The organism is Bacillus cereus group sp. MYBKT14-1 (genome assembly GCF_051915185.1).
GTDB lineage: Bacteria > Bacillota > Bacilli > Bacillales > Bacillaceae_G > Bacillus_A > Bacillus_A cereus.
The window spans coordinates 224487-245760 of the sequence record NZ_JBQAEF010000001.1 but is presented as its reverse complement, the minus strand read 5'-3'; the positions used below and the strand labels follow the sequence as shown (position 1 = coordinate 245760).

The window sequence follows — 21274 nt, the reverse complement described above, 5'->3', positions numbered from 1 at the left end:
TACCACCTCTCACGATTCCATTTTCTTACAATATAATCATAACACAATATACAACTGAATTGAATTATTATTCCGTCTTTTCTCACATTACTTTTCCACTCCATCCCATACATATTTCACTAAAACTCCCATCTAAAATCATGCCTTTCAAATTTAAAACAACAAAAAAAGATGGAACAAATCAAAACGATTTGTTCCATCTTTTTATTTATCGATTAACTGAACCATAAGTAATGCTTTTCCAACAACATTACCTTCATGATGCACCTCTACATCGACCTTACCAAATTTACGTCCAATTTCTAATACTTTCGGATGAACAGATACAACATTATCAATTTGAACCGGCTTTACGAAATAAATCGTTAAGTTTTCAACAATTAAATCACTTTTCTTTTGCGCACGAATGACACGATTTGTCGCTTCTGTCACAATTGTTGCAAATACACCGTACGATAACGTCCCGATTGAGTTCGTCATTTGCGGCGTCACCGAAAATTGATATAGATGCTCATTCTTCGCTTCTTTTGGTGTCATAAATTGATTCGTTACAATATCATCAATGGTTTCTCCAACTTGTGGCTGACGTTGAATCATTTGCAGTGCCTGAAGTACATCTTGACGGCTAATAATACCTTGCAGTTTGTTTCCTTCCTCAACGACAGGAAGTAATTCAATTCCTTCCCACACCATCATACGTGCCGCAGCTGCGACAGACATTTTACCGTTCACTGTAATTGGGTGTTTTGTCATTACTTTATCAATTGGTGTTTCTTTCGCTACTCCGATCATATCTTTTGAAGTTACGATTCCTAGTACTTTGTTACTTTCATCGACAATTGGATATCTTCCGTGCATTGTCTCTTCGTTATATGCATGCCATTGCTGTACTGTATCACTCGGCTTTAAATATAACGTTTCTTCAATTGGCGTTAAAATATCTTCAACGAGTACAATTTCTTTCTTAATAAGTTGGTCATAAATTGCACGATTAATTAACGTTGCGACCGTAAATGTATCGTAGCTACTTGAAATGATCGGCAGCTTTAATTCGTCTGCTAATTTCTTCACATGATCTTCCGTATCAAATCCGCCCGTAATTAATACAGCGGCTCCAGTTTCTAGCGCTAATTCATGTGCATTGGTACGGTTACCAATAATGAGTAAATTCCCAGCTTCTGTATAGCGCATCATCGCTTCTAATTTCATAGCTCCGATTACGAATTTATTTAATGTTTTATGTAGTCCTTCTCTGCCCCCAAGTACTTGACCGTCGACAATGTTAACGACTTCTGCATATGTCAGTTTTTCGATATTCTCTTTCTTCTTTTGTTCAATTCGAATTGTTCCGACACGTTCAATTGTACTAACATATCCTTTATTTTCTGCATCTTTAATTGCACGGTAAGCGGTCCCTTCACTTACACTCAAATCTTTCGCAATTTGTCTTACAGAAATTTTATGGCCTACTGGCAGGCTATTAATATGTTCTAAAATTTGGTTATGCTTGGTAGCCAAATGGTTTCACCATACTTTCTTTTCCCTAAATTCTTCATGTGTTGTACTTTCAGTATACTATATTTTCAAAACTGTTACACTCTCTCTTTGCATACCTGTACTATTTTTTTTATAACAAAATGACGCTTACATTCCACCAGTCATTCTATTACAACAATGTAATGCTATTGTCATCTCATTCGATAGTTCGCCCACTTAATTGCCTATACAATGAAGACAAGAAATAAAACAGAGGAGCGAACACATGATGAAAAAACTTTTAGAGGTTGTAGGTGCTGTATTTTTAGCTTTCGTAGATGGGAAAAAAGTTGCAATGGAATTGAATGAAACACCTGAACAACCACGTACCAAAAGAGAAGAATCACCAAAACAAATACAAGCATTAAAAGCTGTCCTACACACGTAAAAAACCCTTCACTTTTCTTTTCAAATGAAGGGTTTCTTTTCTATAGTGTAATACTTTCTCCAGCTTCTAATACTTTCCCTGTACAATTTTGTAGCTTTTCTACAAATTGATATGGATCTTGTTCAATAACTGGGAACGTATTGTAATGCATCGGTACAACAGTTTTCGCATTAATCCATTTTGCCGCTAGTACAGCATCTTCTGGCCCCATTGTGAAATTATCACCAATTGGTAAAAATGCTAGATCAACTTTATTTAATTCCCCAATTAACTTCATATCAGAGAATAGTGCAGTATCTCCTGCGTGGTATACAGTTTTCTCTTCTGCTGTAAATAAAATACCTGCTGGCATACCTGTATATGTAATCGTCTTATTTGCTTCATCAATATAACTAGAGCCGTGGAATGCTTGTGTAAACTTCACTTTTCCGAAGTCAAATTCATGTGAACCCCCAATATGCATCGGGTGTGTATTTACACCTTGCCAACTTAAAAATGTTGCTAGTTCAAATGGCGCTACAACAACTGCATTATTTTTCTTCGCAAGCTCTACTGTATCTCCAACATGATCACCGTGTCCATGCGATAAAAGAATTGCATCCACTTTTACATCTTCAGCTTTTAAATCTGTTTTCGGATTACCTGTTAAAAACGGGTCAATTAAAATAACTTTTTCATTCGCCTCAATTTTCACAACTGAATGTCCATGATAAGATACTTTCATTATTACATTCCTCCCCTATTCACATTCTCACTTTTTATTCTACATGATTTTTCAATTCCCTGTCTTTTCTAACATCTATTTACTTGTCATAACGCTTTCTTCCGAGTTAAAGTTATATTTGTAATTAAATATCTCGGGGGTGCCAATCGATGAATGCTAGATTAGAAAATTTAATGCAATGGCTAAAAGAAAAAAACGTAGAAGCTGCGTTCTTAACTTCTACACCAAACGTCTTCTACATGACAAACTTCCACTGTGAACCACACGAAAGATTACTTGGTATGTTTGTATTCCAAGAAAAAGAACCTATTTTAATTTGCCCTAAAATGGAAGAAGGTCAAGCACGTAACGCTGGCTGGGCACATGAAATTATCGGATTTACTGATACTGACAGACCATGGGATATGATTGCAAAAGCAATTAAAGACCGCGGCATCAATGCAAATGCAGTTGCAATTGAAAAAGAACATTTAAACGTAGAGCGCTACGAAGAATTAACGAAATTATTCCCAAATGCAGCTTTCAAATCAGCTGAGGAGAAAGTTCGCGAACTTCGTTTAATTAAAGATGAAAAAGAACTTTCTATTTTACGCGAAGCAGCTAAAATGGCGGACTATGCTGTTGAAGTTGGTGTAAATGCAATTAAAGAAGATCGTAGTGAACTAGAAGTATTAGCAATTATTGAACACGAATTAAAAACAAAAGGCATACATAAAATGTCATTTGATACGATGGTATTAGCAGGTGCGAACTCAGCTCTTCCACACGGTATTCCTGGCGCAAACAAAATGAAACGCGGTGATTTCGTACTATTTGATTTAGGCGTAATCATTGACGGTTATTGCTCTGATATTACACGTACAGTGGCATTCGGCGAGATTTCTGAAGAACAAACTCGTATTTACAACACTGTACTTGCTGGACAACTACAAGCAGTTGAAGCATGTAAACCAGGTGTTACACTTGGCGCAATCGACAACGCTGCTCGTTCTGTTATCGCAGATGCAGGTTACGGAGACTTCTTCCCACACCGACTTGGTCATGGACTTGGAATTAGCGTACACGAATATCCAGATGTAAAAGCTGGTAACGAGTCTCCATTAAAAGAAGGTATGGTCTTCACAATCGAACCTGGTATTTACGTACCAAACGTAGGTGGCGTTCGTATTGAAGATGATATTCACATCACAAAAGACGGATCAGAAATTTTAACGAAATTCCCGAAAGAGTTACAATTTGTAAAATAATAGAAAAAGGCAGCGGGAGTGCTGCCTTTTTCTATTTCCCTACTATTTCAAATTTCTCTACAATCATTTTTGCTGGATAACTTTCAAGTATTTGAGAAAACCATACTTTTATTTTATCCCCTGTTTTTAACTGTTTATATGCGTCTTTGTCCTTAAAGCTCAAGACTATATGTGCTGGATGCTCTTTATTCATTTGTTGTTCTATATAATGTTGCAACTCTACTTTTGTTTCAACCGTTTTATCATCGGCAAAAAACATCGTGTCATTTCTTAATATGATATACCCTTCTTTAGGTACTTCTTTTACCGTTACTTGCTCTACTTGTTTTGTATCACACGCTGATAATACGACTAGAAATACACTTAAAAACATAACAATTTTCATATGCCTATTCATTTTTAACTCCTTACTCTAGGCTATTTCAAATTTAACACCATCTTCTCCTCATACTTATCATCCCATTTAATCACAACTTCTATAGGTTCATCTTTAGAGATAGGCGCGCAACTTACACAAGAAGACTTCATTTCAACCTTTGCTCCTCTATGAACTTCTGACGTTTGTGTCATTGTACTAAAGGCTCCATTAATAGCAATCTCTAAGTTTTTAAATTCTGTCTTTCCATCCCCGCCCTTATATTGAAACGTAAACATTCCATCTTCACCGTCATCCTTAATATGCCCTTTATATTGTCCAGTCCAACTTTTGCTCTCGCTAGAAAAAGTAAAATACCAAATCGAGCAGCTTCCTAAAAAGAAAATACTAATGAAAAAGAATAAAGCCCTCTTCATCATGCCCCTCCATTCAAATGCACTTATTTATTGTCTATTTCTTCCTTCTATTATACTATTAAAATACAGAATTTTCTAAAATAGGGGGTTTATATGTTACAACAACAGTTAGAAGAAATTCGTAATAATAATTACATACTGGATAACACACTTAACATTGATTCTTTAAGTTCCAATATGCTTGAGCAAATTGGCGATACTGATAGCTATTTAAGGGACAAACTCATCTATTCTACTTTTTTTCATCTCATCAAGAAGGAATATCTTTCACACACACAATTACAGAAACTATTATTAGAAAGCATCGGTGAAAAATATTTATTGTATAAGATTCATTCAGATGATGAAGATGCGGTATTTACCCGAGCATTTACAACATTATTAATTGCCCTCATTATTGATGCTGATACAAATCATAATTTCTTATCACAGACTGATATTTCAAACGTAAAAGATCAACTAATTCTATATATGAACAACGAACATGATTTCCGTGGATATGTCCAAGACCACGGCTGGGCACATAGTATCGCTCATGCTTCTGATACATTTGAGGCGCTTGTGAATAGTCCTAAACTGGAAACTTTATATTACGAAGAAATATTACAAACTTTATTAAACAAAGTTTGTGTTCATTCCATCTATTACAAATATGAAGAAGATGAACGTATCGTTTATCCGATTGTCGCAATGCTACAAAATGGCTTAAAGGAAGAAGCACTCATATTAGCCCTTCGTGATTTAGTAGCTCAATTACCCGTTCAAAAACAAACATTACATATTGAATCATACGAGTTTCTATACGGAAATATAAAATCTTTCTTACGCAGCTTATTTTTCAGACTGCGCAAGCTTTCTATATGTGAAGAAACAGAATGCGAAATTGAAAAATTGCTACAAGAACTTCCAAAATATTATTAAAAAAGAAGGCCACTCAAAAAGTGCCTTCTTCTATTTCACTAATATTTAATTGAAATTTCACGATCCAAACTGAGAAAAGGTGGACAAGAAGCGCAAACGCCATACATGCTCCGCTTAAAAAAGTTAGTATAGGATGCGAATACACGTGCCCCAATCCATAGGATACCGCCACGAAAAACATTGTTATGTAAATATAAATTGCTCCATGTATTTGCCTCATATAAACCTCCTTTTCCCATATTATAACATAAATTTTCTGATTATTCACATTAATTACTTGTAATCAATATTTCTCAACTGTTACACCTCTTACAGCAGCCTTAATATACGGTGACCCTTGTAAACTTTGTAAATCCTCTGTTTTTCCTGTTACGACTACACCGTATATTGGTAGGTCTTTGGGTTTGGTGTTTTTTATTTCTTTATAGTTTGTCCTAAAAGATTCTTAATATCCCTTTTATGTTCACTTAAAGATATCCAAATACAGCTTTTCTACATTTTTATCATAATAAAAAGCACATCTATTTTGATGCGCCCTTCACATATATTTTATTAACATATAAATCACTTTTTTGAAACAAAAACTCTCACTCATCTCTCTCCATACTATCGTTATGACTTAGTTTCCATAATAATTGAACGAGGATAAAACCCCAGCTTTTCATAAAACGATACAGCTTCATTTCCGTACACTACTGTTAATTCAATTTCATCTATCTTCTTCGCTTTAAACCATTCCACTGCACTATTCATTAATTTCAAACCAAATCCGTTTCTTCGGTATTTTTCATCAACGAATAAAACTTCAATCTTTCCGTTTACACTTTTGCTATACGCTATACAACATCCTAATATATTATCTGTTTCCGCCTCAACTAATAATTCAATTCTATACTCTCCATACTTTGAATTTTGTTTATAAATTTCAATACGTTCCTCAAATGTCATTCTTGGATAGTCACCAGAAAAATGCCTTGATGTATTATTATGATATTCATGCAATTTATTTAAAGGTTCTCTTATTACTTCTATTTCATCGAGAGTGATATATTTATTACTAATTCTCATCCTACAGCATCTCCAATAATATATATTCCAACCAAAAAGATGACCCTTTTACGGTTATAAAATACCAATCTATTATTTCATCGCGTCCTTCACAACATCTTGAATCATAACGACTTCTGTTTTCATATCAACAGAGGGTGCTTCTTCATCAATACACTCATACCAAAATTCCAAGTGCTTTTTATCAATTTCATAATGAGAATTTTCGACAAGAGCCCCACCTTCTCCTTGCACAGAATACCAATATAAGTACTCTTCTCCATCTCTTATTTCCCGGAAAATTGTCTCAACGTACATCTTTTCGTCGTTTAATGTCAAAAGTACTTCTTTCATATTGTCATTCAGAAGCTGCATCCATTCATTTACTCGATGACTCTTACCAGGCTTAACTTTAAATCTCGTTAATTCTACATTCATTTTTCTTCCCCCGTTTTCTTACGTACAAACAAACTGTATTCTATTGGATGATAAAAACTTAATTTACTAGCTAATTTTCGCGAAGGAATATTGTCTACATAACAATCCCAGCTCGGTATAATATCATTTTGCATGCAATGTTCAATGAACCGTGTTGCAACAGCTTGAGCTAATCCTTTCCCTTGATGCGCTTCATGTGTTGCAATATCTATTTCAGCATAACCATTCCCGCTAAATATCGAGACACATTCAGCTACAATTATCCCATCTTGTTCTATACAAAATCCAAAACCACTATTCAAAAACGTTTCTTTTGATCCCCAATATTCTTTGTAGTACTCCTCTTTAAATTCACTGCTTCGCTCTATATCTCTTCTATCAATACGCTTCACTTCATATGTATTTTTGTTAAAATCTCGTTTTCTCTCCTCAAAGGTTACTCTTTGAAATTTCATTCGCGGGATGTTTCGAAGTACATGACTAAAACGTTCTTCTATCATCATTTCCCACTCGTTACTCGAAGAGAACAATGTAAATCTCTTCTCTGTTTTTTCAATAGCCTTTTTTATAAAAGAAAATAAATCTTCGTTATAATTTTGATCATCAGTATCACCAAATAAATAATAAATACCGTTAGCTGTACGAATTAGTCCTGCTGTTAATTTCTCGTTTGCAAAAATCTCACCATCTATCACTTGATCACATACCGCATAAGCAAACGTCGTCGTTTTTGTATGACTTTCTAAAATCGGAAGGATTTTTCTATACTCGGCTACGGATAATTTTTTCATAATTGCTCCACTTTAATCGTATCCGCCTCTATATGTTCAAAACAAAGATTTACAGTTCTCTTTAATGCTCTCGTTCTATGAATCTTACATGCTGGAATTAAGATTGAATCATTTGGCTTTAAAACCGCTGTTTCTCCATCTTCAAAATCAATAAGTAATTCTCCCTCTAACACAATAAATAATTCATCCGAATTAGAATGATAGTGCCAATCATATTCACCAGTAAATACAGCGATTCGTAAGCAATGACTGTTTATATTTGAAACGACGAAGTTTTTATGTTGATCTTTAATATCCTTTGTTAATTCTATTAAGTTCACAGTCTCCATCTTTCGTCCCATCCTTTCATTAGTCGTTCTTCTAAAAAACTAACTTAATCTCCACCACCTCCGCAATCTCCTCCACCATCACTTGAGCTACTACAGTCATTGCTACTGTAGTCACCGAATCCACTTGATGAGCTTGAAGCGTATGAAGATTTTTTGCTTCTTTTTCTATCTTTTTTACTTTCATGACTAGGCCATACTGTAGCAAAGAGTATAACGAATAAGGCTAATTCTATTACAACAAGTATAAATTCTAGAATGCTCTCAATAATATTGGGAGTTATCCCAAAACTGTAAAACACTCCAAATGAATACATACACAAAATTACATACAGAGCCATACAAATATACCGAAATGTTTTCTCTATCGTAATGACTACTTTTTGTGAAAAAGGTATGTTCTGTTCCTTTTTGTTCTTTATATACCTTTGTCTCTTTGCCTGTTTTTTCTTCCTCTTTTTGCTCCCCATCGAATCCCCTCTTTTTATTATATAATTCTAAATTATCATAATAAAAATCGATTTACACCAATAAATAACAATTATTCACATGTTATTTCTCCATATAAAAAAGACCCTCCTCACGAAAAGGAAGGTCTCAAATGTATTTCTATTATGATAAAGCAGGAGCTTTTTCAAGAAGCTCTTTTGCATCAGCGTATTGTAAGCCGTGAGCTTCCGCAACTGCTTCGAATGTTACATAACCATCTAATGTGTTAATACCTTTTAATAATGCAGTGTTGCCTAAGCAAGCTTCTTTGTAGCCCTTGTTAGCAATTTGTACTGCATATGGTACTGTTACGTTTGTTAATGCAAGAGTTGACGTACGTGGAACTGCACCTGGCATATTAGCAACTGCATAATGAACAACGCCATGTTTTTCGTAAGTTGGGTTGTCATGAGTTGTAATACGATCAGTTGTTTCGAAAATACCACCTTGGTCAATCGCGATATCTACAACGACAGAACCTGGTTCCATTGATTGAATCATTTCTTCAGTTACAAGTTTTGGCGCTTTTGCACCCGGAATTAATACTGCTCCAATAACAAGGTCAGATTCTTTAACAGCTTCTGCAATGTTGTATGGATTAGACATTAATGTTTTTACTTGGTTACCGAAAATATCATCTAATTGACGAAGACGTTCTGCACTTAAATCAATGATTGTTACATCTGCACCTAAACCTACTGCAATCTTAGCTGCGTTTGTACCAGCTTGACCACCGCCAATGATTGTTACTTTGCCGCGTTTTACCCCTGGAACGCCTGCAAGTAAAATACCTTTACCGCCTTTGTTTTTCTCAAGGAATTGTGCACCGATTTGTGCAGACATACGACCAGCCACTTCACTCATAGGTGCAAGTAATGGTAAAGAACGATTGTCTAATTGTACTGTTTCGTATGCGATTGATGCAACTTTGTTATCGATTAATGCTTTCGTTAATTCTGGTTCTGGAGCTAAGTGTAAGTATGTGAATAAGATTAAGCCTTCACGGAAATAGCCGTATTCACTTGCTACTGGCTCTTTTACCTTCATAACCATATCTTGATTCCATGCTTCTTCAGCAGTTTCTACAAGTTTCGCACCAGCTTGTACGTATTCTTCATCTGTAAAGCCAGATCCTAAACCTGCTCCTTTTTGAACAAAAACTTCGTGACCATTTTGTACTAAATGTACTGCTCCCGCTGGCGTCATTGCCACACGGTTTTCATTGTTTTTAATTTCTGTTGGAATACCGATACGCATGATTAGTTCCCCCTTGAGTTATGAAATGACCCCTGAATCATTTTTTAAAGCGCTTTCTACGCTCTTATATTTTAACATAATATCTCAATATTTGACAAAAAAATAACACGAGTTTTCCGATAGATTTAATTTTATATTAAAGGACAGTATTATCCGCACCTCTCAGCACAATGGATAAACTGTCCAATTATTCGAAACTTCATCTTATTTTATTCTATCGATGTCTATGAATAACATCCACTGCACCAGTCACTTCAATAATTGTACCGGTAATCATATCGGAATCGTCCTCACATAAAAACGAAATGGTTCTTGCAATATCTTCACCTGTTCCAGATCTACCAATCGGTGTGTTATGCTCTTTCAGCTGACGTGCTTCTTGAATAGTTGCCTCTTTCATATCGCCAATAATATCACCAGGGCATACCATGTTCGCAGTGATACCATACTCCGCTTCTTCATAAGCAACTGTTTTCGTTAATGAAACAAGTCCTACTTTCGCTGCGGCAAAAGCTGAACGATAAATCCATCCCGGTGCACTATCCGCCCCTTGAAATCCGTAATTAATAATACGGCCAAAGTTCTGTTTTCTCATGACCGGAACGACAAGTTTTAATAAATGAAATACCGCTGTTAAATTTCCCTGAATCATTTCATTCCATTCATCTTCTTCATAATCAACTAACTTTTTTCGTTCAAATACATATGGACCAGCATTATTAATTAAAAAGTCAATTTTGCCAAAACGGCTCATCGCTTCTTCTACTATTTTATGTAAATCTTCCTTTTTCGTGACATCCGCTTGCACGAATTGTAGACGCTCTTCCACATCTTTATATGTTTCTTTCATCGTTTCCATAGCCGTGATATCGCTATGGTACGTTACTGTTACTGAATAGCCTTTAGCCAATAACTTTTCTGTTACTTGCTTTCCTAAACCTTTCGTACCGGCTGTAATGAGCGCATGTCTCACAAAACTGCCCCCTTTTAAATTGCTATACTTCATATGTAACAAGTTCTCGCTCCAATTACAACTAAAATGAATTGAAACAGAGTTTTCAAAATTCTGTAACGTTTCTGGCAAGCACGTTACCAAAATTTGTTTTATAATTAAGTTGTAAACAGTTATAAAACAGATTGGGAGGAATTTACTATGAATAATACATATACAAATATTTTAATCGCGGTGGATGGTTCTAAAGAAGCAGAAAAAGCCTTTAAAAAAGCAATTCAAGTCGCAAAGCGCAACAATGCAACATTAACAATTGCTCATATCGTTGATGTAAAAGCATACTCAGCAGTAGAAGCTTATAGCCGTGCAATTGCGGAACGTGCAAATCTATTTGCAGAAGACCTATTAGAAGACTACAAAAAAACTGCGCTTGAAGCTGGTCTTGAAAAAATTGAAACTGTATTAGAATTCGGTAATCCTAAATCAAAAATTTCAAAAGAAATCGCTCCAAACCATAAAGTAGATTTAATTATGTGTGGTGCGACTGGTTTAAATGCTGTTGAGCGTTTCCTAATTGGTAGCGTCTCTGAACATATTATTCGCTATGCGAAATGCGATGTCCTTGTTGTTCGTGGTGATGAAGAGCAAGGTGAGCTTTAATTTATAGATAAAACACCAAGTCCACATAGGCTTGGTGTTTTTCATTTTATAAACTTCACTATAAACAAAAGACATGCTACGACAACAACGGTAATTGCCAACACATAAGGCGGAAGAAACTTCAAAGACCATAATGCCATCATAATCGTCGCAACCGTTAAGTACGTTCGCCTTGCACCTTCTGTCATTTTTTTACGAAATAAGAAAACATACAAATAACCAATTGGCGGCGTAATAAAGCAAAGAACGTATATGATTTTTGATTTTAAATACCACTTTTGTTCTCCAAGTTTCTTTATATCCCCTTCTATTCTCTTATGCTCTTGTTCTTTCTCTTCTTCTACAAGCGGATTTTCCTCTTCTCCTCGCTTTTCTTTCATATAAGGAAGAAAGTGCATAAAAAAATAGTATGCGAATACGAATGCTCCAAATCCAATATTTACTCTTTCTAATGGAATATGTTCACTAAAAAAAGCAGCAGTAAGCACTAAAGACAAACAGTATGTCATCATCCAAAAGGAACGTTTTCTCTTTTTCCGTTCCATTTCTTTTTTGCCTTCTATATCTTTTCTTTTCGAAAGCCATATAGAAATAAAGCAATCTACTACAAATAGAGCAAAAATAAATATCGCAACGTGTACTGTTTCTAAATCCTCAAATGAAAAGATATTTGGGAATGCAACATGTAATACAATGAATGTGTACAAAATTAGCCCTATAAAATAAATACGTCTCATTTTCCATCCCTTTCTTATTTCCTAACATTACGTTAACATACATTTTTTAGAAATAGACGGACAAAATATATATGTGTAAAAAAGGAGGATGCTATATGGATGATTCTGAACGCATTATTTTAGATGTGAACGGCAAAGAAATTGAAATGCTAGATACGATTCGCACTCATTTTAAAGAGAAGCACGGCGTTGAACTAAGTAATGGTGCATTACTTCGTGATTTGATGGATATTGAGTATATTCGAATTACGGAAGATCGACATAAGTATGATTAAAAGAAAACGACTGCAGGCGAATGCCATCAGTCGTTTTCTTTCTTTATTTAAGCTCTTGATGTTTCCCGCCCATACCACCAGACTCATTGCTATCTTGGTGTACAGTTAGTTTATTTGTTTTCGCATCTTTTAAAACTCTATATGTATATGATTCATTTGGTTCATCTTTAAACTGTACATTCATACCATACGAATCCATTTTGCTATAAAAGGCCGGTTTTATATATAAAATATCACTTTCTTTATATCCTTTATCTTGTAAATGCCACATCGTTGCGATAACCGCTTCTTCTCGCTTTTCTTTTTCACCAACATACATATATTTGTCCAAAAGAAACACTTTAGCATTTGCAATTAAGCTAATTAACAGTACAATGATCAACACTATTTTTTTCATAGACTTCCCCTAAATTGTTATTTTTTACTACATTTTAACTTAAATGCTAGTAAAAAATAAAGTACGCCAGACTTTACTAGACTGGCGTACTTCCCAACTCAATTCTTAATAACTTCTTTCGTTAACCCCTTCGCCTTCTCCAAAGCGTTTTTGATTTGTTCAAACCCAGTCCCGCCAGCACTGTTACGACGCTTTACAGCTGCATATGGTGACAGCACTTCATACAAATCTTCTTCAAATAAGGAGCTCATTTCTTTATATGTTTCAAGAGAGACATCTAATAAATAAATTCCTTTTTGTGTGCAATATAGCACTAACTTTCCAACAATTTCATGAGCTTGACGGAATGGTAGTCCTTTGTTCGCTAAATAGTCAGCAATTTCTGTTGCGTTGGAGAAATCTTGCGTCACAGCTTGCCCCATTTTTTCTTTGTTTACAGTCATCGTTTCAAGCATGCCCGCCATAATATGAAGGCATCCTTCTACTGTTTTAACTGTATCAAACATTCCTTCCTTATCTTCTTGTAAGTCTTTATTGTAAGCGAGCGGTAATCCTTTCATTACTGTGAGTAAACTGAATAAATTACCGTATACTCTGCCTGTTTTACCACGGATTAGTTCCGCCATATCCGGGTTTTTCTTTTGCGGCATAATGCTGCTTCCCGTTGCATATTGATCGCTCATTTCAATAAATTGAAACTCTTGGCTACTCCATAAAATAAGTTCTTCGCAAAAGCGTGATAAGTGCATCATAAGCATAGAGGAGTTACTTAGGAACTCCAGTATGAAATCACGATCGCTTACTGCATCTAAACTATTTTCATAGATTCCATTAAATCCAAGAAGCTCCGCACTATACTCTCGGTCAATGGGGAATGTCGTTCCAGCTAACGCTCCTGCTCCTAATGGCGAAATGTTAATACGTTTTAACGAATCTTCATAACGATTCACATCACGCTCTAACATCCAAAAGTAAGCGAGAATATGATGAGCAAATGAAATCGGCTGAGCACGTTGCAAATGCGTATAGCCAGGCATAATGGTTTCAATATTATTTTCTGCTTGATGAACAAGAACAGTTTGCAATTGCTTTGTAGCTTTTATAATATGTTCTACCTTTTCTTTTAAATACAAATGCATATCTGTCGCTACTTGATCATTACGACTTCGGCCAGTGTGAAGTTTTCCTCCTACTTCGCCAACTTGTTCAATTAACATTTTTTCGATGTTTAAATGAATATCTTCTGCTTCTACTGAAAATTGTAGCTTATTCTCTTTTGCTTCTTTCAATAAATATTGAAGACCTATCTTTATTTTCTCTGCTTCTTCTTGCGTAACGATGCCTTGCTTTGCTAGCATCGTTACGTGTGCCATACTCCCATTTATATCTTGATTTACTAATTGTTGATCGAAGGAGATGGATGCTCCGAACTCTTCAACCCATGCTTCCGATTCTTCTGTAAAACGTCCGCCCCAAAGTTTGCTCACGCTTCCACCTTCTTTTGATTCACTTGGCTGTATACTTTCGTCGGTAAACCGAATAATGAAATGAATCCAACTGCTGCATCATGATTAAATTCATCTTGAGCAGTATATGTTGCTAATTTTTCATCGTATAAAGAGTATTCAGATTTACGTCCTTCTACAATCGCATGACCTTTAAATAATTTCACACGCACTGTACCTGTTACATTCTTTTGCGTTTCTTGTAAAAATGCATGAAGCGCTTGTTTTAAAGGTGAGAACCATAAACCATTATAAATAAGTTCTGTTATTTTCTGTTCAATCACTGGTTTAAAATGTGCTACTTCTTTTACGTGTGTTAAATCTTCCAACTCTTTATGCGCAGTGATTAACGTCATTGCTGCTGGGCATTCGTATACTTCACGAGATTTAATACCGACAAGACGATTTTCTACGTGATCAATACGTCCAACGCCGTGTTTTCCAGCAAGCGCATTTAACGTTTTAATTAATTCTGCAAGTGAATATGCAGTGCCATTTAAAGTAGTCGGTACGCCTGCTTCAAATCCGATTTCTACAAACTCTGGTTTATTCGGTGTATCTTCTAATGCCAATGTCATCTCATATGCATCTTCTGGCGGCGCTGCCCATGGATCTTCTAAAATTCCACATTCGTTGCTGCGTCCCCATAAGTTTTGATCGATTGAAAACGGGCTATCTAAATTAATCGGAATTGGTACATCGTTTTCTTTTGCATAGGCAATTTCTTCTTCACGTGACCACTTCCATTCACGTACAGGTGCAATCACTTCTAAGTAAGGATTTAATGCTTGAATAGAAACTTCAAAACGAACTTGATCATTTCCTTTCCCTGTACATCCGTGTGCAACTGCAGTTGCGCCTTCTTGTTCTGCGATTTCTACTAATTTCTTCGCAATAAGCGGACGAGATAATGCAGAGACAAGAGGGTATTTCCCTTCGTATAATGTGTGTGCTTGCATCGCCATCAATGCATATTCGTTTGCAAATTCTTCTTGAACATCAATCATATATGATTTAATTGCACCTACTGAAAGTGCCTTTTCTTTTACAAATGCTAAGTCTTTACCTTCCCCTAAGTCTAAACAAAGCGCGATAATATCATAATTCTTCTCTTGTAACCATTTAATTGCAACGGAAGTATCAAGACCTCCGGAATATGCTAATACAACTTTTTTCTTCTCCATTTTGCATCCCCCTAAAGAATAAATATTCATTTTCTTTTATAATAATTCACACTTTACCACCTTTCACAAAATGTATCAAGAGTCATTTTCAAATTTTTTCAAACAATTTCGTCGAACTTCTTTCTGTTTTTATGTACAATATAAGCAGGAAAACGGGGGTGAACTTATGGAAAAGTATTTCTTATACGATGAACATCTAGGAATTGAAATTCCACATTTACAAGAAGACTGGGAAGAAATCCCCGAAAAAATGCAACATGCTATTTTACTAAAATGGGAACAAGTTCGCGGGAAAATTCCTGATCGTATAAAAGAACTTGAGCACTATATTAATACAAAACAACATTATTTAAATAACGAAGAAGACTTCGAAGTTTCTTGTAAACTAAATTCAGAAATTGCCGATCTTGCTTCCATCATTAATGACCTTTGGCTTTGGTATCGACTCACTCAAAATGTATCTGAGGGGAAAGCACACCAATGAAAAAAGCATGCCCCTCAATAACTTTGGGTCATGCTTTTTTTGTCATAACATGATTTACAATATATTTCTTGTGCTGTTTTCGCCAAACATACATCGAATGGACCAACTAATATACTTCTTTCTTTCGGCAACTTTACAAAAGCAACAAGCTCTTCTTCATATTGAATTTTTTTCTGACATGAAATGCATATTAATTCTTTTCTTTTGAACATGTCTTTTAGCATACCTTCACTCTCCCCTTCATCTATCTATATTAATATACTCTCATAATAGTTAAGACTTGTAAAAAAATGACACATTCTGAATCGAATGATTCATATACTATGTACAAAAGGAGGTTTAAAACTTATGCGTGCTTTCGTTATTATCACTTTAACTTTTTTAAGTGTAATTAGTTGGGATGCGTTTTTTAAAGATAAAAGTGATGAAAAGAACACAACGGAATAAAACCCTTTTTTCTTACTTATTGGACAAACCGTTATAAACTGTCCAATCCTCCGAAATAACTTAGGCTTTTCTACAAAAATATTTAAACATAACATTTTTTGTAGATTCCCTCCGTTTATTGTCGGTTTCCATCCGCATACATTTTTTAAAAGTATGATATAATAGTATAAATCTTGAAGGAAGGGATTTTGATATCATGATCGCTCGAAGGAGCATGTGGCATCGTATTGACGAATCATACACGTAGCGTATTTTTCAGCTCAGATACTTTAGTCTAGCGAAAAAAATACGAGAGTGGGGAAATTATGATTGCCCGAAGGATAATTTGGCAAAAAAAAGACTCTTCTTACACATAGCGTTTTGTTTAGGACTTAATTGTTACTAACTAAACAAAACAAAGAAGAGCAGGATTGCTAAATGACGAATCCTACTCCACGTTTTGTTTAGTCGTTTTAAGACTTAAACTAAAACGAAGGTAGGGAGAATTGATGGACGAGAGGATTATTCGTTATTTCTTCAGCGACATATAGCGTAGTTAGTTTTTTCGTAAACTAACTGAAAGCTACATGTGAGCTCGTAGTTAGTTTACAACACAAAAAGGACTACTAACTACGGAAAGAAGGAATAACGATGAGGAACATCCAAAGTCGGCAAATTATTAAAGAAATTTTTATGGTTTTAATCGGTTCATTTATTTTAGCAGCAGCGCTATATCACATTCACTTCCAAAACCACTTAACAGAAGGTGGATTTGTAGGAATTGCACTATTCATTCAAAACTTTTATGATATTTCACCATCTATTTCAACTGTATTAATGGATATCCCAATTATTTTACTGTGCGCTTCATTTTTAGGTAGAAAAATGGTTGGTTATTCATTCCTAGGTTCAATTTCATTCGGAGTATTTTATTCCTTTATGGAAAATTATTCTCCATTTACGGTAGATTTATCAAATAACTTATTTATAGCTGCAGTAGTTGGCGGTGCGTTAGCTGGTATTGGACTCGGTTTTATATTACGATTTGGCGGTGCAACCGGTGGAGACGATATTTTAACAATTGTATTAAGTAAACGAACTCGTTTTACAATTGGGCAAATTTTCTTCGTCTTTGACGCGATTGTTCTTGCGCTTTCATTATATTATTTAAATTGGACAGAAATTGCTTTTACTATTCTTTCGATTGCCGTACAGGCAAAAACATTGGATTTAATTTATTATCCAAAAACAGAAAAAACAGCAGAAAAGCAGCCAGTATCTGTTCCAATGTCCAAAAAACATGCAACAAATTAAAAAAGCGAAAGGCTTCGGCCTCTCGCTTTTTTTATGCTCTTTTTTCTTTCTCGACTATATGGCGCACTTGATAAAATCTATTTGCAAATTCAGTAACGTTTCTTGTTAAACGATAATTCACTGTAGATCCAATTGCCATTCCAATTACCGGTATACCTTGGAATAATTTACGACGAAGAGCATAAATCGAAAATGTCTTCAAAATTTGTTTTAACACAACCTCAGTAGAAGCTGTTTGTAGCACTGCTTCGTCTCCTTCGTAAAAGAACGAATCTTCTTGCTCCAGCTCTTGCAATAAATTGTACCATGCATATTGCTGAAGTCTTCCTGGTAGTAATGACGCATGAAACACCTTTAACGCAAGCATCATTTCATACGGCTTGTTCACATCATGTCCAAATGATGTTGCAATAAGTTGGACTGCCTTCACATTTAACGCGATCATAACCGGAAAATCCGCCGTTAATAATAATAAACCTCCAGCACCTGTTGCCCCACCTTGTACAAATGAATATAGACGATGACGTGCTGTTTGCTGCTCTGCTATGTATGTTAATTGATCAATAGATAATGCTTTCAAATCTTCAAGCTGTTCAATCGATTCATCAAATAACCTTGATGTTCCTAAAATCCGATTACGTGCATCTAACTGTGCTTGTGAACTTTGAATAAATGCATGCAAATGAAAGAGCCATCCATCTGCTTTCGTGAAGAATTCTTTTCGCTTTTTCTCAGGTAATCTCGCAACTGTAGCATGTAACCATTTATCAAACACTTTTTGAAAATCGGTCGCTTCTTGCTCAACTAATTGCGCTTCCCATTCTTTTATATTGTCTAAAATGGCTTGTTCTCGCTTCGATCGCATCGTAACAACCACCTCGTTCGATTTTTTTCTATTGTAACATATTTCTGCTTATTCTTTGCAAATATGCTTGTCTATCTTTATTCACATACCATTTTTGAATGGCATAAAATATTAACAAAAAGGATGAGATAAATCACATGAATCTATCCGATATAAAAAAAGAATATAATGCGGTATTCAGCTTAGGACAAAACTGCTGGCCGGCTTGGGCATTATATCAATTAGAATTATCACCATTTTTTGGCGTTATTGATTTTATGCTAAGTCCCTCATTAGAAAAAGTGAATGTATTATTACAAAATCGATTTGACCGCTTTTTAAATTTCGAAAATTTATCCTTCATCTCATTTTGGGATGATGATGCAAAATTAAGATTAAGGGACAACCTTTATGAAATTGACTCCTGTCATGACTTTAAAACAGATGTAAACACACCTACTTCTTGGCCTTCTTATACAGAAATTAAGTTAAACTATGAACATCGTATTAATCGTTTTCTAGCTACAATTGAAACGGCAGAATCCATATTATTTATTCGAACTGGAGGAACATATGAAGAAGCATGTTCCCTAGAACAAATTTTATCTCAAATCGTTACACATACATTCTCTGTCCTGTTACTAATTCCTGCCGATATACCAACTATCACCCAAGAAGATTGGGGATTACAACGTATTTGCGTTATGAAATGTCCTATTATGGATGTATACCAATACAATGAAGCATTTTGGAAAGACTTATTTGATGGAATTACAGTTAGACCGCACACTTAAATACACGATACTTTTATCACACCATACATTATAATCGTCCTTATACAAAACAAATAAGGAGTGATTCTATATGTATCCACGTGCAAAAGCTTTCGGTCTTGCTGTACATCAAGATCGCCTTCTCGTACAAGAATATTATACAGAAGGCGAAATATATTATCGTCCTCTTGGCGGTTCAATTGAGCTTGGTGAAAAATCAGCACATACTGTTATTCGGGAGTTTAAAGAAGAGCTTCATACGGAGATAGAAATCACCAATTATTTAGGGTGTTTAGAAAATGTCTTTCATCTCGATGGAGACATTGGTCATGAAATCATTCAACTATATTCTTTGCGTTTATTAGACACGTCACTATATGAAATGAAAATATTAAATATACAAGATGAAGAAACAGTAGCGTATGCGAAATGGATTCCTATTACGGCATTCATTCAGAAAGAAAAAATATTATATCCAGATGGAGTTTTAAAATACATCCAAAAGAAAAAAGACGAAATCCTATAGGATCTCGTCTTTCTTTTCATATATTAACCAATATCTCCAAGACGTAGTACGTCACGAGCAATCATAACTTCTTCGTCAGTTGGAATTACGATAATTTTTACTGGAGAGTGTGGGAAGTTGATGAATGCTTCTTCACCGAATACGTTATTACGTTTTGCATCGAAGTATACGCCCATGTACTCAAGGCCTTCTAATACACGCTCACGAATAATCGCACTGTTTTCACCTACACCAGCTGTGAAGATGATTGCGTCTACACCTTTCATACGAGCAGTGTAAGAACCGATGTATTTGTGGATACGGCTTACGAATACATCAAGTGCTACTTTCGCACGGTGGTCGCCTTCTTCTTCTTTCGCAATGATGTCACGTAGGTCACTAGAGTAACCAGTAAGACCTAACATACCACTCTTCTTGTTTAATACGTTAACTACTTCTTCTACTGTTTGGCCTGTTTTTTCCATGATGTATGGAATTAACGCAGGGTCAAGGTTACCAGAACGTGTACCCATTGTTACACCAGCAAGTGGTGTGAAGCCCATAGAAGTATCGATAGATTTACCGCCTTCTACTGCTGCGATACTTGCACCGTTACCTAAGTGACAAGAAAGTAAGCTTAAGCTTTCAATTGGACGACCTAATAATTCAGCCGCACGCTCAGTTACATATTTATGAGAAGTTCCGTGGAAACCGTATTTACGGATGCCGAATTTTTCATAGTACTCATATGGTAAGCTGTATAGGAATGCAGATTCCGGCATTGTTTGGTGGAATGCTGTATCGAATACCGCTACTGCTGGTACGTTTGGTAATACTTCTTGGAATGCTTTAATACCAACAACGTTTGCTGGGTTATGAAGTGGTGCTAAATCGCTTAATTCTTCGATATCAGCTAATACTTCATCAGTAATTAAAACAGAGTCAGCAAATTTTTCGCCGCCGTGAACAACACGGTGACCGATACCGCCAATCTCATCTAGAGATTTAACGATTCCGTTTTCAGTTAACTTTTTAAGAAGCATATTAACTGCTACTGCGTGATCTGGAATGTTTGTAATTTCTTTTTGTTTTTCGCCATCTACAGTAATAGTGAAGATACTATCTTCTAAACCGATACGTTCTACTAAACCTTTTGTTAATACTGTTTCACTTGGCATTTCAAATAATTGGAATTTTAAGGAAGAGCTTCCTGCGTTAATCGCGATGATTTTTGACATCTAGTCTTTCGCCCCTTTTTCTCT

General features: G+C 35.4%; 28 protein-coding genes and 1 pseudogene. 9 read left to right on the top strand and 20 right to left on the bottom strand.

Annotated features, from left to right (window positions below; translation table 11 throughout):
• Window positions 1-204 precede the first annotated feature (204 nt).
• Complete coding sequence (locus tag ACTFO4_RS01425; RefSeq protein WP_000201572.1) at window positions 205-1518, bottom strand: CBS domain-containing protein; 1314 nt, start codon at window positions 1516-1518, stop codon at window positions 205-207.
• A gap of 244 nt (window positions 1519-1762) precedes the next feature.
• Here ACTFO4_RS01425 and ACTFO4_RS01420 point away from each other — a divergent pair, with 244 nt between their 5' ends.
• Entirely contained in the window at window positions 1763-1924 is a 162-nt protein-coding gene (locus ACTFO4_RS01420) for a hypothetical protein (RefSeq protein WP_000976303.1), read from the top strand.
• Window positions 1925-1964: 40 nt separating this feature from the next.
• Here the strand turns inward: ACTFO4_RS01420 and ACTFO4_RS01415 are convergent, their stop codons facing one another.
• Window positions 1965-2648, bottom strand: a complete 684-nt coding sequence (locus ACTFO4_RS01415; protein ID WP_000868918.1) for a metal-dependent hydrolase — start codon at window positions 2646-2648, stop codon at window positions 1965-1967.
• Window positions 2649-2797: 149 nt separating this feature from the next.
• Between ACTFO4_RS01415 and pepQ the strand changes: the two genes are divergently transcribed.
• The gene (gene pepQ / locus ACTFO4_RS01410) at window positions 2798-3895 is read left to right on the top strand and encodes a Xaa-Pro dipeptidase (RefSeq protein WP_440013239.1); all 1098 of its coding nucleotides are present in this window, start codon (window positions 2798-2800) and stop codon (window positions 3893-3895) included.
• Between the two features lie 31 nt (window positions 3896-3926).
• Here the strand turns inward: pepQ and ACTFO4_RS01405 are convergent, their stop codons facing one another.
• Window positions 3927-4292 carry a DUF3221 domain-containing protein gene (locus tag ACTFO4_RS01405; RefSeq protein ID WP_001079377.1) on the bottom strand — a complete coding sequence of 122 codons (366 nt, stop codon included), beginning with the start codon at window positions 4290-4292 and terminating at the stop codon, window positions 3927-3929.
• Window positions 4293-4312: 20 nt separating this feature from the next.
• Window positions 4313-4687, bottom strand: a complete 375-nt coding sequence (locus ACTFO4_RS01400; RefSeq protein WP_017674354.1) for a hypothetical protein — start codon at window positions 4685-4687, stop codon at window positions 4313-4315.
• 93 nt (window positions 4688-4780) lie between these two features.
• On the opposite strand from ACTFO4_RS01400, the gene ACTFO4_RS01395 reads away from it, so the two are divergent.
• Window positions 4781-5608, top strand: a complete 828-nt coding sequence (locus tag ACTFO4_RS01395; protein WP_017674355.1) for a DUF2785 domain-containing protein — start codon at window positions 4781-4783, stop codon at window positions 5606-5608.
• Window positions 5609-5621: 13 nt separating this feature from the next.
• Here the strand turns inward: ACTFO4_RS01395 and ACTFO4_RS01390 are convergent, their stop codons facing one another.
• The 9 genes and pseudogenes from ACTFO4_RS01390 to ACTFO4_RS01350 all read right to left on the bottom strand — a co-directional run bounded on the left by ACTFO4_RS01390 (window position 5622) and on the right by ACTFO4_RS01350 (window position 10962).
• Complete coding sequence (locus ACTFO4_RS01390; RefSeq protein WP_001248908.1) at window positions 5622-5828, bottom strand: hypothetical protein; 207 nt, start codon at window positions 5826-5828, stop codon at window positions 5622-5624.
• A 63-nt stretch (window positions 5829-5891) separates the two neighbouring features.
• A pseudogene (locus ACTFO4_RS01385) lies at window positions 5892-6053 on the bottom strand (anti sigma factor C-terminal domain-containing protein); the annotation flags it as partial.
• Window positions 6054-6220: 167 nt separating this feature from the next.
• Window positions 6221-6676, bottom strand: coding sequence for a GNAT family N-acetyltransferase (locus ACTFO4_RS01380; RefSeq protein ID WP_061457754.1), 456 nt, complete (start codon window positions 6674-6676; stop codon window positions 6221-6223).
• 72 nt (window positions 6677-6748) lie between these two features.
• Window positions 6749-7093 carry a DUF6176 family protein gene (locus tag ACTFO4_RS01375; protein ID WP_001100217.1) on the bottom strand — a complete coding sequence of 115 codons (345 nt, stop codon included), beginning with the start codon at window positions 7091-7093 and terminating at the stop codon, window positions 6749-6751.
• Window positions 7090-7884, bottom strand: a complete 795-nt coding sequence (locus ACTFO4_RS01370) for a GNAT family N-acetyltransferase (protein WP_017674358.1) — start codon at window positions 7882-7884, stop codon at window positions 7090-7092. The genes ACTFO4_RS01375 and ACTFO4_RS01370 overlap by 4 nt, the downstream gene beginning before the upstream one ends.
• Window positions 7881-8213: a cupin domain-containing protein gene (locus tag ACTFO4_RS01365; protein ID WP_000450925.1), complete on the bottom strand. Its 333-nt coding sequence runs from the start codon at window positions 8211-8213 to the stop codon at window positions 7881-7883. The genes ACTFO4_RS01370 and ACTFO4_RS01365 overlap by 4 nt, the downstream gene beginning before the upstream one ends.
• A 44-nt stretch (window positions 8214-8257) precedes the next feature.
• A complete protein-coding gene (locus ACTFO4_RS01360) occupies window positions 8258-8680 on the bottom strand; it encodes a hypothetical protein (protein WP_000534945.1) in 423 nt (140 codons plus the stop codon).
• Window positions 8681-8822: 142 nt separating this feature from the next.
• Window positions 8823-9956, bottom strand: coding sequence for an alanine dehydrogenase (ald, locus tag ACTFO4_RS01355; RefSeq protein ID WP_001219403.1), 1134 nt, complete (start codon window positions 9954-9956; stop codon window positions 8823-8825).
• A 214-nt stretch (window positions 9957-10170) separates the two neighbouring features.
• The gene (locus ACTFO4_RS01350; RefSeq protein ID WP_002024902.1) at window positions 10171-10962 is read right to left on the bottom strand and encodes an SDR family oxidoreductase; all 792 of its coding nucleotides are present in this window, start codon (window positions 10960-10962) and stop codon (window positions 10171-10173) included.
• A 147-nt stretch (window positions 10963-11109) separates the two neighbouring features.
• Between ACTFO4_RS01350 and ACTFO4_RS01345 the strand changes: the two genes are divergently transcribed.
• Window positions 11110-11568 (top strand): universal stress protein, encoded by a 459-nt coding sequence (locus ACTFO4_RS01345; RefSeq protein WP_001066673.1) that lies wholly within the window; start codon window positions 11110-11112, stop codon window positions 11566-11568.
• A gap of 41 nt (window positions 11569-11609) precedes the next feature.
• Here ACTFO4_RS01345 and ACTFO4_RS01340 read toward each other — a convergent pair whose 3' ends face one another.
• Window positions 11610-12305 (bottom strand): hypothetical protein, encoded by a 696-nt coding sequence (locus tag ACTFO4_RS01340; protein WP_078421209.1) that lies wholly within the window; start codon window positions 12303-12305, stop codon window positions 11610-11612.
• 95 nt (window positions 12306-12400) lie between these two features.
• Here ACTFO4_RS01340 and ACTFO4_RS01335 point away from each other — a divergent pair, with 95 nt between their 5' ends.
• Entirely contained in the window at window positions 12401-12580 is a 180-nt protein-coding gene (locus ACTFO4_RS01335; protein WP_000342760.1) for a hypothetical protein, read from the top strand.
• Window positions 12581-12623: 43 nt separating this feature from the next.
• Here the strand turns inward: ACTFO4_RS01335 and ACTFO4_RS01330 are convergent, their stop codons facing one another.
• The 3 genes from ACTFO4_RS01330 to ACTFO4_RS01320 all read right to left on the bottom strand — a co-directional run bounded on the left by ACTFO4_RS01330 (window position 12624) and on the right by ACTFO4_RS01320 (window position 15666).
• On the bottom strand, window positions 12624-12977 hold the full coding sequence (locus ACTFO4_RS01330; RefSeq protein ID WP_000725032.1) for a DUF3139 domain-containing protein: 354 nt from the start codon (window positions 12975-12977) through the stop codon (window positions 12624-12626).
• 98 nt (window positions 12978-13075) lie between these two features.
• Complete coding sequence (gene argH, locus ACTFO4_RS01325) at window positions 13076-14464, bottom strand: argininosuccinate lyase (protein ID WP_440013245.1); 1389 nt, start codon at window positions 14462-14464, stop codon at window positions 13076-13078.
• On the bottom strand, window positions 14461-15666 hold the full coding sequence (locus ACTFO4_RS01320) for an argininosuccinate synthase (RefSeq protein WP_000412315.1): 1206 nt from the start codon (window positions 15664-15666) through the stop codon (window positions 14461-14463). The genes argH and ACTFO4_RS01320 overlap by 4 nt, the downstream gene beginning before the upstream one ends.
• A 166-nt stretch (window positions 15667-15832) precedes the next feature.
• Here ACTFO4_RS01320 and ACTFO4_RS01315 point away from each other — a divergent pair, with 166 nt between their 5' ends.
• Window positions 15833-16150, top strand: coding sequence for a hypothetical protein (locus ACTFO4_RS01315; protein ID WP_000417218.1), 318 nt, complete (start codon window positions 15833-15835; stop codon window positions 16148-16150).
• Window positions 16151-16164: 14 nt separating this feature from the next.
• Here ACTFO4_RS01315 and ACTFO4_RS01310 read toward each other — a convergent pair whose 3' ends face one another.
• Entirely contained in the window at window positions 16165-16374 is a 210-nt protein-coding gene (locus tag ACTFO4_RS01310) for a hypothetical protein (RefSeq protein WP_000910274.1), read from the bottom strand.
• An 853-nt stretch (window positions 16375-17227) separates the two neighbouring features.
• On the opposite strand from ACTFO4_RS01310, the gene ACTFO4_RS01305 reads away from it, so the two are divergent.
• Window positions 17228-17890: a YitT family protein gene (locus ACTFO4_RS01305; protein ID WP_001244515.1), complete on the top strand. Its 663-nt coding sequence runs from the start codon at window positions 17228-17230 to the stop codon at window positions 17888-17890.
• A gap of 31 nt (window positions 17891-17921) precedes the next feature.
• On the opposite strand, the gene ACTFO4_RS01300 is transcribed toward ACTFO4_RS01305, so the two are convergent.
• Complete coding sequence (locus ACTFO4_RS01300) at window positions 17922-18755, bottom strand: EcsC family protein (RefSeq protein WP_017674361.1); 834 nt, start codon at window positions 18753-18755, stop codon at window positions 17922-17924.
• A 137-nt stretch (window positions 18756-18892) separates the two neighbouring features.
• Here ACTFO4_RS01300 and ACTFO4_RS01295 point away from each other — a divergent pair, with 137 nt between their 5' ends.
• Together ACTFO4_RS01295 and ACTFO4_RS01290 are read left to right on the top strand one after the other, a co-directional pair.
• Entirely contained in the window at window positions 18893-19528 is a 636-nt protein-coding gene (locus ACTFO4_RS01295; protein ID WP_001053729.1) for a DUF1796 family putative cysteine peptidase, read from the top strand.
• 70 nt (window positions 19529-19598) lie between these two features.
• Entirely contained in the window at window positions 19599-20033 is a 435-nt protein-coding gene (locus ACTFO4_RS01290; RefSeq protein WP_000283500.1) for an NUDIX hydrolase, read from the top strand.
• Between the two features lie 23 nt (window positions 20034-20056).
• On the opposite strand, the gene ackA is transcribed toward ACTFO4_RS01290, so the two are convergent.
• Window positions 20057-21250: an acetate kinase gene (ackA, locus tag ACTFO4_RS01285; protein ID WP_000034574.1), complete on the bottom strand. Its 1194-nt coding sequence runs from the start codon at window positions 21248-21250 to the stop codon at window positions 20057-20059.
• Window positions 21251-21274: the final 24 nt, after the last annotated feature.

Excerpts from the sequence above, each read along its gene's own strand:
- ACTFO4_RS01420 (WP_000976303.1), top strand. The coding sequence starts at position 1,763 with ATGATGAAAAAACTTTTAGAGGTTGTAGGTGCTGTATTTTTAGCTTTC.
- ACTFO4_RS01415 (WP_000868918.1), bottom strand. The coding sequence starts at position 2,648 with ATGAAAGTATCTTATCATGGACATTCAGTTGTGAAAATTGAGGCGAAT.
- pepQ (WP_440013239.1), top strand. The coding sequence starts at position 2,798 with ATGAATGCTAGATTAGAAAATTTAATGCAATGGCTAAAAGAAAAAAAC.
- ACTFO4_RS01405 (WP_001079377.1), bottom strand. The coding sequence starts at position 4,292 with ATGAATAGGCATATGAAAATTGTTATGTTTTTAAGTGTATTTCTAGTC.
- ACTFO4_RS01400 (WP_017674354.1), bottom strand. The coding sequence starts at position 4,687 with ATGAAGAGGGCTTTATTCTTTTTCATTAGTATTTTCTTTTTAGGAAGC.
- ACTFO4_RS01395 (WP_017674355.1), top strand. The coding sequence starts at position 4,781 with ATGTTACAACAACAGTTAGAAGAAATTCGTAATAATAATTACATACTG.
- ACTFO4_RS01390 (WP_001248908.1), bottom strand. The coding sequence starts at position 5,828 with ATGAGGCAAATACATGGAGCAATTTATATTTACATAACAATGTTTTTC.
- ACTFO4_RS01380 (WP_061457754.1), bottom strand. The coding sequence starts at position 6,676 with ATGAGAATTAGTAATAAATATATCACTCTCGATGAAATAGAAGTAATA.
- ACTFO4_RS01375 (WP_001100217.1), bottom strand. The coding sequence starts at position 7,093 with ATGAATGTAGAATTAACGAGATTTAAAGTTAAGCCTGGTAAGAGTCAT.
- ACTFO4_RS01370 (WP_017674358.1), bottom strand. The coding sequence starts at position 7,884 with ATGAAAAAATTATCCGTAGCCGAGTATAGAAAAATCCTTCCGATTTTA.
- ACTFO4_RS01365 (WP_000450925.1), bottom strand. The coding sequence starts at position 8,213 with ATGGAGACTGTGAACTTAATAGAATTAACAAAGGATATTAAAGATCAA.
- ACTFO4_RS01360 (WP_000534945.1), bottom strand. The coding sequence starts at position 8,680 with ATGGGGAGCAAAAAGAGGAAGAAAAAACAGGCAAAGAGACAAAGGTAT.
- ald (WP_001219403.1), bottom strand. The coding sequence starts at position 9,956 with ATGCGTATCGGTATTCCAACAGAAATTAAAAACAATGAAAACCGTGTG.
- ACTFO4_RS01350 (WP_002024902.1), bottom strand. The coding sequence starts at position 10,962 with ATGAAGTATAGCAATTTAAAAGGGGGCAGTTTTGTGAGACATGCGCTC.
- ACTFO4_RS01345 (WP_001066673.1), top strand. The coding sequence starts at position 11,110 with ATGAATAATACATATACAAATATTTTAATCGCGGTGGATGGTTCTAAA.
- ACTFO4_RS01340 (WP_078421209.1), bottom strand. The coding sequence starts at position 12,305 with ATGAGACGTATTTATTTTATAGGGCTAATTTTGTACACATTCATTGTA.
- ACTFO4_RS01335 (WP_000342760.1), top strand. The coding sequence starts at position 12,401 with ATGGATGATTCTGAACGCATTATTTTAGATGTGAACGGCAAAGAAATT.
- ACTFO4_RS01330 (WP_000725032.1), bottom strand. The coding sequence starts at position 12,977 with ATGAAAAAAATAGTGTTGATCATTGTACTGTTAATTAGCTTAATTGCA.
- ACTFO4_RS01320 (WP_000412315.1), bottom strand. The coding sequence starts at position 15,666 with ATGGAGAAGAAAAAAGTTGTATTAGCATATTCCGGAGGTCTTGATACT.
- ACTFO4_RS01315 (WP_000417218.1), top strand. The coding sequence starts at position 15,833 with ATGGAAAAGTATTTCTTATACGATGAACATCTAGGAATTGAAATTCCA.
- ACTFO4_RS01310 (WP_000910274.1), bottom strand. The coding sequence starts at position 16,374 with ATGCTAAAAGACATGTTCAAAAGAAAAGAATTAATATGCATTTCATGT.
- ACTFO4_RS01305 (WP_001244515.1), top strand. The coding sequence starts at position 17,228 with ATGAGGAACATCCAAAGTCGGCAAATTATTAAAGAAATTTTTATGGTT.
- ACTFO4_RS01300 (WP_017674361.1), bottom strand. The coding sequence starts at position 18,755 with ATGCGATCGAAGCGAGAACAAGCCATTTTAGACAATATAAAAGAATGG.
- ACTFO4_RS01295 (WP_001053729.1), top strand. The coding sequence starts at position 18,893 with ATGAATCTATCCGATATAAAAAAAGAATATAATGCGGTATTCAGCTTA.
- ACTFO4_RS01290 (WP_000283500.1), top strand. The coding sequence starts at position 19,599 with ATGTATCCACGTGCAAAAGCTTTCGGTCTTGCTGTACATCAAGATCGC.
- ackA (WP_000034574.1), bottom strand. The coding sequence starts at position 21,250 with ATGTCAAAAATCATCGCGATTAACGCAGGAAGCTCTTCCTTAAAATTC.